This window comes from Clostridium sp. LS, from assembly GCF_002760435.1.
Classification (GTDB): domain Bacteria; phylum Bacillota; class Clostridia; order Clostridiales; family Clostridiaceae; genus Clostridium.
Genome location: NZ_AUUU01000044.1, coordinates 15,429 through 28,853 on the forward strand (window position 1 = coordinate 15,429; position 13,425 = coordinate 28,853).

Below are 13,425 nucleotides of genomic sequence, written 5' to 3' on the forward strand. Positions count from 1 at the left end.
AAATTGTAATTATCTTATTCTTTATTTGTCAATTCTTCTATTTCCTCTTGTTCTAAAAGCTTTTGACAATCTATAAGGAGTCTTATAGCATTTTGAGTTTTTCCAATTCCCTTCATGTATTTATTAAAAGAATCTTTATTGCTACTAGTCTTCGGTGGTGGTGAAATATTATTTTCATCAATAGTAGCTACCTCTACGACTCTATCTATTATTAAGCCAATACATATATTGCCTATTTCAACTACTATAATACATGTCCTATCATCATATTCTTTTTCTTCCTTTTTAAATTTTAGCCTAACGTCCATTACGGGTATTATCTTACCTCTAAGATTTATTACACCTTTAATAAAGTTAGGTAATTCCGGCACCTCAGTTATTGGCTCAATACCTATAATTTCTATTACATATTTAATATCAATACCATAGTATTCTTTACTAATTGAAAAAATAAGATATTTATCTTTTTGAGTATCTTCTTCATTTTCAATCAAATTCTCTAGTAGTTCTGACATTTTATTCACCTTCTTCAATTATTTTTATAGTTCTTGATTCTATTATTTAATAGACCACCGCAGTTATCACTACTATTTCTGAGTTTAAAACTAGAAATCATTTCTTTAAGCATTTCTGATTGGCTTGAAAGCTGTTCACTAGCTGCTGCACTTTCTTCTGCAGTTGCTGAATTTGACTGAATAACTTGTGATACTTGCTCAATTCCTAGGTTTATTTGTGCAATACCAATCGCCTGTTCATCTGAAGCTGCTGCAATTTCTGCTACTATAACTGATGCTTTTGAAACCCCATCAACTATTTCATATAAAGCTTTTGCTGTATTATTTGCAATTTCAGTACCTTTTTCAGATTTCCTTATAGAGCTTTCAATCATATCTGTAGTTTCTTTAGCTGCATTTGCACTTCTCTCTGCTAAATTTCTTACTTCTTCAGCTACTACTGCAAAGCCTTTACCATGTTGTCCTGCTCTTGCTGCTTCCACTGCTGCATTAAGTGCAAGGATATTAGTCTGGAATGCGATTTCATCTATAACCTTTATTATTTTTGAAATATTTGCAGAAGATTCATTTATTTCACTCATAGATTTAAGCATCTCACTCATATGCTTATTGCCTTCCTCTGCATTTTTCTTTACATACAGAGCAAGATCCTTAGCTTGATTTGCATTTATAGCATTTTCTTTTGTTTGTGCTGCCACTTCTGTTATAGAAGATGTTAATTCTTCTACTGTACTTGCTTGCTCTGTGGCTCCTTGAGATACTGCTTGGCTACTGTCTGAAACCTGACTTGCTCCTGCATACACTTGATCTGATGCAGTATTTATTTCACTAATCACTGCATTTAATGAATCTATTATTGTATTCAAAGAAGTAGAAATCATTTTAAAATCACCTTGAAATTCTCTAACACGTTCAATTGCAAGATTCCCCTCAGAGATTTCTCCTATAATTTTAGAAATTTCTTCAACAAATTTTTTTAAATGTTCTCTGAAATTATTAATGGATTCTGTTAATATCTTAAATTCTCCTTTGTAATCCCCCTTTACCGAAATACCCAATATCCCTTTATTCATTTCACCCATAACACTAGTTACTTCTTGAATTGGTCTTACCAGAGCTTCAATCAATTCATTTATACCTTGTACTATCTTTTTAAAATCTCCACTATGTTTTGTTTCGTCTGCCCTTACATCTAATTTTCCTTCTGCAGCTGCCTTTGATAACATATTAGCATCCATGACTAATGACTTAATATTATCTATGCAGTTATTTAAGTTGTTCTTTATTTTATTAAAATCTCCATGATATGTATCTGTTATCTTTTCTGGTATATCCCCTTTACTTATTCTATTTACATAATCTGCTGTTACATTTATAGGGTTAACAAATGCCTCTATTAATTTATTAATTCCCTCAATCATTTCAGCCCACGAACCGCTAAACTTAGATGCATCTACTCTTTTAGATAAATTTCCTTGCTTAATTTCATTAGCTATATTAATTTGTTCTACAGATATATTTAGTAGATTGCCTCTCAAATCTTCCATATGTTCATTTACTAATCCGTATCTACCTGGAAATTTCTCAAATTTGACTGAAAAATCTCCTTTTGAGTATGCTTGAATTACTCCAAACAATTTTATAAATACCTCTATAGATATCCATATTGTATCATTTATACATTCAGCCATTTCCTTATAAATACCTTGGAACTTTGAATCATCTATCTTGTCTCTTGTATTCCCCTCTTTAAAAGTTTGCCTAAGCCAATGTATATCTTGAGAAAAAACATTTAAATTATCAATAAGCTGATTAATATTATTTTTAACAATATTAAATTCACCTACTTCCTCTTTACTATATCTAGTATTGATTTCCCCTTTGCTTATGTTACCTATATAATCTGATGTCATTTTTATATTCTCAATAAATAGGTTTGTAGTTATTAAATTATTTTCGCATATATCTTTCCATTTACCCTTATATCTTGACTTATCTAAGTTTATATTAAAGTTTCCTTCTTCAATAGAACTTTTAATCAAATTAGAGTCCTCAACCAAATTATTTATACCCTCTAATATTGTTTTTAACGAGTTAGCTAATTCACCAATTTCATCATTAGCTTTTATTTCTATATTTTTATTAAAAATTCCATTTTCAATGCTCTTAGCAAAATTATTAAGTTTTTTTATAGGTCTGCAAATTGAATTTATTAATAATAAGCCTAATACTATTGTAATAATTATTAATAATACAAAAACTATTACTATACTACTTTGTGATTCTTTTATAAGTGTTATATCTTCCATGTCTTTATAAGCTATAGCAAATAGAATACCTTCAATTGCAATCATAAATACAAAAGTTAGACTAATCTTACTCTTTATTTTTAAATTATTTATTCCCAACATTTTCATACCCCTATTTCATTAGTTTTATTCAATTCCAAACTTCAAAACTTTTCATATTAGTTTCACAATTTATTACGATTTAATTTCATAAATTAACAATCTGTGATGTATCAAGAATTAAACTTATAGTTGCATCTCCCAGCAATGAACATCCACTTACCCATTTTACGTTTTTAATGTAATCTGGAAGTTCCTTAATTACTACTTGCTGCTCTCCAATAAGTTTATCTGCAAAAATACATTTATTTTTACCTTGATCTTCAACCATAATAACAATACCATCTTCAATATTTACTACATTAGTCTTAATATTATAAAGTTCATGAAGTCTTAATATCGAATAACATTCTCCTCTTATAAGTATCATTTCTTTATTATCAATATCTTTAATCACGTCTTCTTTTTTTATTATTAAAGATTGTCTTATGGACTTAACAGGAATTGTAAAAGCTGATTTTCCAACTTTTATAGTCATGCCATCAACAATTGCAAGGGTTAAAGGAATTTTTATTGAAGTTGTTGTTTCTTTTCCGGGTATGCTATCAACAATCACAACACCTCTGACTTTTTCAATTTCCTTTATAACTACATCCATTCCAACTCCACGTCCTGAAAACTCAGTAACATTCTCGTTTGTTGAAAATCCTGGCAAAAATATCATCGAATAGATTTCTTTATCTGTTAACTCATTTACATTTGATTTTACCAACCCATGTTCCATTGCTTTTTTTAATATTTTATCTTTATTAAGACCTTTACCATCGTCTTTTATAGTAATCCAAACTTCTCCACCAGTACTTTTAGCTTCAATTGTTATTTTTCCTTTTGAAGACTTACCATTACTAATCCTTTCTTCTGGATTCTCAATACCATGATCCATTGAATTTCTTACTATATGCATTAATGGATCGCCTATATGTTCTATAATGTTCTTGTCTACCTCTGTATCTTCTCCAATTATCTCAAGTTCTGCTTCTTTATTTAACTTTTTACACATATCTCTAATTATTCTATTCATCTTATTTAAAGTCGGAGCAATAGATACCATTCTTATGGACATAACGGCATCTTGAAGGTCTAGAAGTCTTTTTCTATGTTGCCTTGCCGCTTTTTTGAAGCTATCTAACTTTAATCCCTTAATCTCAGGATTCTTAGTCACCATTGCTTCTGATATAACTAATTCTCCAACTAAGTCCATAAGCTTATCTAATTTATTAACATCAACACTAATCAAGCTTTGTTTTTGACTCTTCTTAGTTTTTTCTTTTATACTGTTTTCTTTATCAATTGTAGTAAGTTCTTCTGATTTTTCATCAACCTTTTTAATTTTTTTGCTGAACTTCTCTTCATTATCAAACTGCTTAATATTAACTTTACTTAAAAATATTGTTTCCATTATAAATTCTCTAGTCTCTTCTATTCCACAACCAGTTTTGAAAAATATTTTGAAACCTTTATTCTTTATAATTTCACACGTATCATTGTTTTCATCAATATCTTCAGGATAAAAATACGAAATCTCTGCTATTTCTTTAAGTTTGTGAATAACACCAAAGCATCTTATATTCTCCATACCACAATCTTCTTCAAAAAATAATGTAGCACGAAATAAATTAATGTTTATATTATCAGCATCATCCCCAAAATATTTGAGTTCTTCCATAGCATTTTCTTCATCTATATCTTTATTTATAGCTTCAACTATATTATTCTCTAAAATTTCTGTAACCTTATCAGTTTCTAAATTTCCTGCTATTTCATTAGAGTTTTTTAGAATATTCAAGAATTCATTTACTTTCTTTATAAATAAAGAAAAATTCCCATCTGCTTCTTCATTGTCGTTTATTTTTTCTGTTTCACTTCTTATAAGATCGCTGCCTTCAAGAACTAAATCTGTTAAGATTGAGTAATTAAGTTTTTCAGGTTTCGATTCCCTAATAAAATAAAACAAATCTTCTATGGTATGAGAAATATTAGATATGTTATCAAATTTCATCATCCCAGATGAACCTTTAATAGTATGCATTACTCTAAATATTTCATTAATAGCATCTGACTCAAATTTTTGCGCCTTTTCACTATCAATTATAATTTGCTGAAGCTTTTCTATCATTTCAAATGTTTCAAAGATAAATAACTCTAACATAGAATCCCTATTTTCCATATTCCACTCCCTATTAGTAATACTCCCAAAAGAAACCCAAATTTTTTAAGACTTACTCTTTTTTAAATGACTATATTATAAAATCTTTAATCTCATTAACCTTTAACATTTATTTATACATAATTATATCAATGCAAAATATACATTGATATGTTCTTCAGGCTTAATTAACAGTATTAGTCATAAATTAACAAAATAATATATTAAGATAATATTTTGAATAATATATTAACAAACTTATAACAATTAAAGCCGTATTGTCATCAAAATTTATCAACTTTAATATAAGAACGCAAAAAATGCCACAAAATTATTTTGTGACATTTTTTGCGTTAAAATTTTCAAATTTATTCCTTTGATAAACATCTATATATTTCATCTAGGTTATATTTCATTGCTTGTATATAATCTTTATCATCCTCTTTAGATTCCAATGTTAGTATCGGTACAACTTCTGCCCCTACTTCCTTTGCTAAAGTTTGTGAAATTTTAGGGCTTGCTAATGATTCAGAAAAAACCGTCTTTATATTATTTTCTTTGCAAAAGTTAACTAGCTCTTCTAATTGCTTTGGAGTTGGTTCACCTTCTGCAAATAAATTTTCCACTGACTTTTGTGTTAACCCAAAATCCCTACATAAATATCCGAATGCTGCATGACCCGTAATAAAATTTTTTTTGCTTAATGTATCAAACTTAGGTTTATACTCATTATATAAATTCTCTAATTCGCCTTTAAAGTTATTATAATTAGCTTCATAATACTCTTTATTTTTTTCATCTAATTTAATAAGAGCATCTTTTATATTTTCGGATTGTATTTCTGCATTTTTTAAACTTAGCCAAATGTGTGGATCAATAGCATTTCCTTCTTTTCTAACTTCAACGCCAGAACTTGAATCAACAATAACTACATTTTTATCTTTAATACTTTCATTGATTTTATCCACCCATGACTCCATTCCTAATCCATTATAAATAAATATATTACTTTTAGTTAAAGTTTGAAAATCTTTAGTCTTAGGTTCATAATCGTGTGGCTCCATATTATCTGGAACTAAACAGGTGACAACTGCTTTATCACCAGCTATTTTTTCAGTAAATTCTTTTAAAGGGTATATGGAAACTGTAATATTTAATTTATCATTGTTGTTCTGATTTGTAACTTTTGTATTAGCACTGCAGCCTATTAGCATAAATCCCATCAATGTTGCTAATAATCCTGAAATAATTTTCTTTTTCATACCATGCCTCCGTTTGCATTTGATTTGCATTTGCAACTCTTTTATAATATTACTTATAAAGTTTGAATATGTCAAGAAAAGCTAAACAAATAATACCACTATTAATTTAACATAATTAAATTATATTCATAATTATTATTGTTTAAAATATTCTTTTCTATTTCTTGACAAGTAAAGAAAATTATTTGACTAAATTCTTCATTTATTAGTAATTTTAATGCTCTCTCTCTTCTTTCATCATCGTATTGAACAAATGCATCATCTAAAAATAATGGAACATCTTTATTTTTGAATAGCATATTTATAAAAGAAAGTCTTAAGGCTAAATATAACTGATCTTTAGCTCCGTTACTTAATATATCCCCTTCAAATAGTAATCCTTTATTTCTTACTTTTAACTTATACTCTTCTGATATTTTGGCCTCCTCATGCTCTCCATCTGTTAAGAAATTAAATTTTTCTATAACTTTATTATTTAAATCTGGACCAACGTTTTTTCTAATTTCATCGAATGATTCATGAAACATACTACTTACTAATTCTAAGGCTTTAAATTCCTTTTCTAATTTATTAATTTTTTCATTATTAATTAATATTTCTTCCTCTATCTCAGGAATTTCTCTCTTTCCCAAATATCTTTTCTCAATAATATGCTCTAAATCCTTTATTTCTTTTTCAACTTTTAGAAGTTCATTTGATCTAGCCCTAATCTCAGCGTCTATTTCTTCCTCTGATTCATAAGAGTAGTTTATATCTTGATTTATTATTTGCTTCATTTCTTCTTTTATTTCATCTATATTTCTATCTTTAAGTAAAACCTTATAAGTTTCTTCTACATTTGCTAAAGCATTTTTAATTTCTTTCATCTTATTTATTTTTTCTTTGTAATCTTTCAGGCTAATATGCAAATCTGCTATTTCTACATTTTCCAATCCTAATGCAGAAGTTTTTTTTCGTATTTCTAACACTTTATCAACTAGTTGCTCATCAATATTTTTAATCTCCTTATTAATTACATCCATATCATACTCAATTCTTTGTATATTTACTAGTAATTTTTCATAAGTCTCATATTTCTCTAACACTGCGTCTAGCGAATCGCATGATAGCACACTAAATAAAGAGGCTATTACCCCTTTATTTTTGTTATAATTTAATTTAATTTGTGTTATATCATATTTACTAATTTCTTCTTCTTTATTTTGGATAAGCAGGTTTACATTATCTTTATAGGTTTTATATTTGTCATATTGAGTTAATTTATTTATAAAATCTTCATAGGATATAGAATTAGTTTTGCTCATATAAAAATTTAATTTTTCTTCATATTCATTAATCCTTCCCTTTAATTTCTCAATAGCTTCAATATTCTTTCTCGTAAATTCACTTTTCTTTATTTCTAAAGAATATTTCAAATACAATCTGATTAATAAAATTAATATAGGTATGAATGCTACCATTAGAGGTATTACTTGTTTTACTACAGTATAAACAAAAAGTAGAACACTAAAAGAACCGATTGCATATATGAACTTTATATTTCTATAAGATTTTTTTAAATTCATTTCCGAATTACTATAACCTTCATTTTCTATTTTAAATTTTAGTTCCTTTAATCCTTCTTTATAAGAATTGAAAGTTTCCTCAATTTCATCTCTATAAACTTTTATAAATTCCGAATCTGCAATTTCATTAGCTTTCTTATTTACATCCATTTTAAATCTAGATATTGAATTTTGGATATTAATAATATCATTAAGCTTTTCTTCAAGATTCTTTATCTCATTTTTTAAGGTGTATATCTTTTCCTTGATATTACTTCCCATAGAGCTAAATATATTATAGGATTTTAAACTATCTTCTTTTTCTTTAATTTCTTCTTGTAATTGATTAAACTTTTCCAATTTTTCTTTTTTAACATCTAACAAGCTAAAATATCTAGCACATTTTTCATCAATTTCTTCTAAAAAATCTATAGTTATATAATCATTACCTTTTTTAAGTTCTTCGCTAATAGCATTCTGTTTTCGCCTAAGTTCCTCCCCTTTAATAAAGTAATTACTTATTTCTTTATAGTCTTTTTGGAGCTTTATCTTTTTAATATATTTCTTATATAAATCTAATTTCTGTATCTGCTCTTTTATATAAATTTTAAGTTCTTTCTTTTTTATTAAATTTTCCTCATTATCAACACTTTCTTCTCCTAATTTATACGCTTCCCTCAGTTCTCCATTAAGGAAATTAGCTTTTTCTTTTAATAAATCAAGAGTCCCGCCTTTTCTAACACCAATTAACTGCCTTTTTTGCTTTTCTAATTTTTCAATAATCTTCTTTATTGAAGTATTCTCATCTCCAGTATTATAGATATTAGTTATCTTCTCCATTATCTCTTCTTCTTTATCTTTGGAAACCATAACTCCTAGCTGACTTATAAATAAGGTTTTAACAAAAGTTGCTAAATTAATATCAAAGAAATATTTTCCCGGTTCATTTTTATAATCAAACTCTATGACATCGCCTGTTATTTCGTCTAGTATTTCGCATGTATCTTCTTTTTTTACTGTACCAAAGGTCCGTTTTATGATATATCCTCTACCCATATATTCGATAATTAACTCGCCCGAAATCTTTTCACCAGTTAATGGCAAATATCTTTTTCTATCACTAAATTTACTTCTGGAACCATCTATTCCATACAGCCATACTTTAATAAAATTCTCTATTGAACTTTTTCCCCGTTCATTTTTTCCGTATATTAAATTAAAACCTTTTGTGAAATTTAGATTTTTTTCTTTTACCCCCGCAAAATATTTTATATATATTTTCTTAATTATCATAAACCTTTACCTCATCACCAGAAATGCTTTGAAGCCCCATCTTTAGCGCTAAATTTATAATTTCTCTTTCCTCTTCTGTTTGTGCCTCCTGTAACTTTTTATATATCTTTTTAGCAAATATGCTTTTTAAGGAATATCCCTTAATTAATTCATTTATATCTAACTCAATCTCACTTCTATCAATAATTTTCACAAAATAAAATTCATTTTTAAGTAGTTCCTCTAAAATTTCCTCGCTTATTGTAAATTCCTCGGACACTTGTCCTTTCAAAATTATCTTATAATAATTATTTTTCCTATGGGAGTTTGGAATTTCATTGACTATCTTATTTTTTATTTCATTATGTCCAAAACATCCTTTAATATCTATTTCTCTTTCATAATAGTTCTTAATTGATGTTCTAATAAATTCACTTTCAACAAATCCATCTTTAAGCTCTAAAAAAACTATTCCTTTATCCTCAAGTTCATCAAATCCCCTCCCTTGAGGACATCCACTATAACTATAATATGTATTATCTGCTTTTTTAACCTCTGAGAATTTATGCCTATGTCCAAGTGCCACATAATCCATATTGCTTTTAGCTATTTCATCCTCCGTAATTGGATTATAGTCATTTCCATCTCTTGAAGACGTAATTTCACCATGTATAACCATAATATTATTATATCCATCTACTCTTTTTACTTCTTTTAATAAAGATTTATTTACATGAGGAGTATTAAATCCAGCTCCCCAAACTACCGTATTTAGTTCTCCTAAAACCACATTTTCCATCTGACCTTTAAATATATGAACATTTTCAGGCCATTCTACAATGCTATAGAAAGACTTCTCATTAAACGGATCATGATTTCCTGGACTTATAAACACTCTTATCTTTTGTATTCTTTCAAAGCAATTTTTTATAAAATAGAGGGTAGTTTTATTTACAGATAAGTTATCAAATATATCTCCCGCAATTAGAAGAATATCTACCTCTTTTTCTATGCATATTTTTATTATCGTTTCAAAAACCTGCTTTAATTCTTCCTTGCTCTGTAAAGCTTCCTTAGGTGTTAGTCCACTAAAAGGAGTATCAAAATGTATATCAGCAGTATGCAATATTTTAATTTTTTTCATATAATCACCTATAATTATTTTATAAACGAACCTTTGTTCTAATTCTATCATGAAAATTAAAAAGAGTCCAAGGTTATACCTTGTTATACTTTCAAATAATAGCTTTTTCATAAAAAGAAGAGATACATTACACATCTGTGTAACGCATCTCCCACTTTTGGAATATGATATATGATACTTACATATATCAGAAGTCTAATTTAAAGAATTAGTATACTCTTCTTAGATTCTGCTTTCATATTCCTCTACCATTCTTTTTACCATTTCTCCGCCTACTGAACCACATTGTCTAGAACTTAAGTCTCCATTATATTCTTTAAATGGAACTCCTAGTTCTTGAGCTACTTCGTTCTTAAATTTCTCTAAGCCGTGTCTTGCTTCTGGAACTAATGTCCTATTATTACTTGACATAACGATCCCCTCCTCGGTTAATTTGGTAGGAGTCAGTAGATAAAATTTAAATTAATTTCACCTACCGACAATAGTATTTTAACCTTCGTATTCTTTTTTATTCTTATTAATATAAGGGTAATCTTCAAAATTTATCCGCATAGTTAGCCATTAATAATATAATTGCCACCAAATAATTCTCTATTTATCTTATTCTTTAATTAGTTAAACCACTATTTCCCTTAAAGTAGCCTCGATATCTATCTTGGCATCAACAAAAATATTATTTTTTTCTGTAATATAATAGTTTAGTAAATCAATTGTTATTAAATTTAATTCATTAATATCCTTATCTGTAATTAAATTTATATCTTCAGCTTTCTTTAGATAATTATTCATATCCCTAAAAAATCTAATTAGCTCATCTTTTATTAAGTCTGTTGAAATAAATTCATCACTCATACTTAGTAGTCTTTGTTTAAGATCTAACGCTTTGATTGGAAATAACAAATACATATTTTTTTGAAATAATTGTTTAAAATCATATTTCCAACTTTTTATTATATTAATTTTATAGTCAATATTTTCGCCTTCCTGATCACATTTATATTCATATATATCAGGAACCTCAATAGTTGAATTTAACATTATTAGACATTTATCATACTTTTCTTTTAGATTATTGTCTATACTATATTCCTCATGTTCCTTTTTCTTTTTGTTAAAATTTATTATATTATTTCCAGTAGCTAAATCTATTTTACTTATAACTAGTGCTAAATTATTATCATCTTTGGTTTGAAATTGTATTCTATATTCAAAGTTCTTATATTCATCTTCTGCAAGAATTCTAAGATTGTAATTAGAATCATTCAAAATTATTATTTCACTATTATTTATATTTTCTTTGCTATTAATAAATTCAATTTTGGTATTTGAACTCAATTCATCATTATATATTGAATTAATAAACTTAATTAATAGTAAGTTATTGTTTAAAGAAAAAATCCTTCTCATTATTTTATTGAGATTATTTTCATTCTTGTTATACTTTTTATTATTTAAATTATTTAAACCTATACATCCTTCTTTATCTTCAAAAAAATCAAATATTTCTTTGAAGGTAAGACATGATTTATTATAATCTTTTTGTTCATTATTAATTCTATCGAAATCTAAAAAATTATTTATACTTTTATTCTTTTCTTTTTTTACTTCATTTAATAAAATTAATTTATTCATATTGCATTCACCACCTCACAATGGATTATTTCCATAATATGTTACTAATATGCAAATATTGAATTATTTTATAAAAAATAATCTTAGAAACATAAAGTGACACTGTGTTGATTTTTAAATATTAATTTTATTCTTACTTTAATATTATACTAAATAAATATATACTTTTTTCAAAAAAAATCAAGTGATTTTTATTATTGTACTATCAATTTTTGTCTAACGTAATATTATTTCGATCAATTTATATGAATTATAATAAATTTTGTATATTCTCACAACCCCAAAATTAAATTTCTATATTTTTCTCTAATTTAATAAATTATACAAAATTTTTTCTCTCGTAAAAAATAATATTGTGTAGTAAAAAATTTATTTTAGCTGAATCTTCAACTCTCTATATTTTACAATTAACTCTTGTGTTTCACTAATCCATTGCGCTTTAATTTTATTTGCTAATTCTTCCAATACCTTTTGCCTGCTTGCAACATGATACCTATTAAATTGAATTATCTTTCCCTCTTCAATTTTTTTAATATAATTACTATTTAAATGACCCTTGAAAGGTCGTATTTCTAGTGTTGCATGTAATTTATCTGCCGATAACATATACATTTTTTATTCCTCCTTATTCATAAGCATTTTTAATAATTATCGACCTTGCTGAAGTTTTTATACCTTTTCTTTTGATATATTTTTAATTTTTTCTAAATGCTTTGAATAATCTTCAATTACAATATCAGCTTTTATTCCTATTTTCTCTAAAGCGCCTAAGGAAGATTGCACTTTATCCCAAAATTCTTCTATTGCATTATTTATATCATTCTTAATTATAGCTGTTTCAAACTCATCATTTTCCTCTTCGACCTTTCTTAGCTGATTCATTAATGTTGTTTCACTGATTCCTATATTTTTTAGTTCCACACATAAAGTATTTTTTAATCCTAATATACAGAATTCTTCTTCAAGTCCGCATTGACCACCTTTTTGTATATATGAAACTTCTTTGATTATTTCTCTCTGTGTATACCCAGTCGAATCTCCCTGCTCCCTTAATACGAGGATATCTCCAGCATTAAATCCAGTATCATTTCTCCTAACCTCAAATGTTTTAATACCTTCTTTTATTGCTTTATAATTCTGTGACGATATCTTTAATTTATGTACCATTAAATCCTCTTCTTTCACTAAATATTTTATTAAAATAAGTAATGATTTTATTAATTATTTTTTAACTACAATAATTAATAAACTAACAATACGTTGTAATCATAAAAAAATAATTCTATATCTTTATAAAAATATTGTTTCAATAAATTACTATTACTATTCTTAGTAAAAAATTAGATAAATAAAAAATTCAATTGTTAAAAACCAAAAAGAGCTGGTAAAAAATTACCAACTCATAAAATCTTTTTAAATTATAATATTATATAATAGATATTTAAATGGCAGGGGCAGTAGGATTTGAACCCACAACCAATGGTTTTGGAGACCACTACTCT

General features: G+C 26.7%; 10 protein-coding genes. All 10 read right to left on the reverse strand.

The features are described 5' to 3' along the window. Positions 1 to 14 precede the first annotated feature (14 nt). A complete protein-coding gene (locus COL3_RS11605; protein ID WP_008423647.1) occupies positions 15 to 515 on the reverse strand; it encodes a chemotaxis protein CheW in 501 nt (166 codons plus the stop codon). 14 nt (positions 516 to 529) lie between these two features. Then, positions 530 to 2,932, reverse strand: a complete 2,403-nt coding sequence (locus tag COL3_RS11610; RefSeq protein ID WP_099716625.1) for a methyl-accepting chemotaxis protein — start codon at positions 2,930 to 2,932, stop codon at positions 530 to 532. A 79-nt stretch (positions 2,933 to 3,011) separates the two neighbouring features. Then, positions 3,012 to 5,090 carry a chemotaxis protein CheA gene (locus COL3_RS11615; protein WP_008423643.1) on the reverse strand — a complete coding sequence of 693 codons (2,079 nt, stop codon included), beginning with the start codon at positions 5,088 to 5,090 and terminating at the stop codon, positions 3,012 to 3,014. Between the two features lie 347 nt (positions 5,091 to 5,437). Further along, on the reverse strand, positions 5,438 to 6,331 hold the full coding sequence (locus COL3_RS11620) for a metal ABC transporter substrate-binding protein (protein WP_008423641.1): 894 nt from the start codon (positions 6,329 to 6,331) through the stop codon (positions 5,438 to 5,440). A 101-nt stretch (positions 6,332 to 6,432) separates the two neighbouring features. Beyond that, the gene (locus COL3_RS11625) at positions 6,433 to 9,168 is read right to left on the reverse strand and encodes an AAA family ATPase (RefSeq protein ID WP_008423639.1); all 2,736 of its coding nucleotides are present in this window, start codon (positions 9,166 to 9,168) and stop codon (positions 6,433 to 6,435) included. After that, positions 9,158 to 10,291: a DNA repair exonuclease gene (locus COL3_RS11630; RefSeq protein ID WP_035283409.1), complete on the reverse strand. Its 1,134-nt coding sequence runs from the start codon at positions 10,289 to 10,291 to the stop codon at positions 9,158 to 9,160. Before COL3_RS11630 ends, COL3_RS11625 begins: the two co-directional genes overlap by 11 nt. 222 nt (positions 10,292 to 10,513) lie before the next feature. Then, the gene (locus COL3_RS11635) at positions 10,514 to 10,702 is read right to left on the reverse strand and encodes an alpha/beta-type small acid-soluble spore protein (protein WP_008423635.1); all 189 of its coding nucleotides are present in this window, start codon (positions 10,700 to 10,702) and stop codon (positions 10,514 to 10,516) included. A gap of 204 nt (positions 10,703 to 10,906) precedes the next feature. Next, the gene (locus tag COL3_RS11640; RefSeq protein ID WP_008423632.1) at positions 10,907 to 11,923 is read right to left on the reverse strand and encodes a hypothetical protein; all 1,017 of its coding nucleotides are present in this window, start codon (positions 11,921 to 11,923) and stop codon (positions 10,907 to 10,909) included. Between the two features lie 369 nt (positions 11,924 to 12,292). Then, complete coding sequence (locus COL3_RS11645; protein WP_008423630.1) at positions 12,293 to 12,535, reverse strand: hypothetical protein; 243 nt, start codon at positions 12,533 to 12,535, stop codon at positions 12,293 to 12,295. Positions 12,536 to 12,592: 57 nt separating this feature from the next. Next, on the reverse strand, positions 12,593 to 13,090 hold the full coding sequence (locus COL3_RS11650; protein WP_008423628.1) for a DUF3850 domain-containing protein: 498 nt from the start codon (positions 13,088 to 13,090) through the stop codon (positions 12,593 to 12,595). Between the last annotated feature and the right edge of the window lie 335 nt (positions 13,091 to 13,425).

What these genes read in the sequence shown, in the direction of transcription:
- COL3_RS11610 (WP_099716625.1), bottom strand. Translation starts at nt 2,932, where the DNA reads ATGAAAATGTTGGGAATAAATAATTTAAAAATAAAGAGTAAGATTAGT.
- COL3_RS11640 (WP_008423632.1), bottom strand. Translation starts at nt 11,923, where the DNA reads ATGAATAAATTAATTTTATTAAATGAAGTAAAAAAAGAAAAGAATAAA.
- COL3_RS11645 (WP_008423630.1), bottom strand. Translation starts at nt 12,535, where the DNA reads ATGTATATGTTATCGGCAGATAAATTACATGCAACACTAGAAATACGA.
- COL3_RS11620 (WP_008423641.1), bottom strand. Translation starts at nt 6,331, where the DNA reads ATGAAAAAGAAAATTATTTCAGGATTATTAGCAACATTGATGGGATTT.
- COL3_RS11630 (WP_035283409.1), bottom strand. Translation starts at nt 10,291, where the DNA reads ATGAAAAAAATTAAAATATTGCATACTGCTGATATACATTTTGATACT.
- COL3_RS11615 (WP_008423643.1), bottom strand. Translation starts at nt 5,090, where the DNA reads ATGGAAAATAGGGATTCTATGTTAGAGTTATTTATCTTTGAAACATTT.
- COL3_RS11650 (WP_008423628.1), bottom strand. Translation starts at nt 13,090, where the DNA reads ATGGTACATAAATTAAAGATATCGTCACAGAATTATAAAGCAATAAAA.
- COL3_RS11605 (WP_008423647.1), bottom strand. Translation starts at nt 515, where the DNA reads ATGTCAGAACTACTAGAGAATTTGATTGAAAATGAAGAAGATACTCAA.
- COL3_RS11635 (WP_008423635.1), bottom strand. Translation starts at nt 10,702, where the DNA reads ATGTCAAGTAATAATAGGACATTAGTTCCAGAAGCAAGACACGGCTTA.
- COL3_RS11625 (WP_008423639.1), bottom strand. Translation starts at nt 9,168, where the DNA reads ATGATAATTAAGAAAATATATATAAAATATTTTGCGGGGGTAAAAGAA.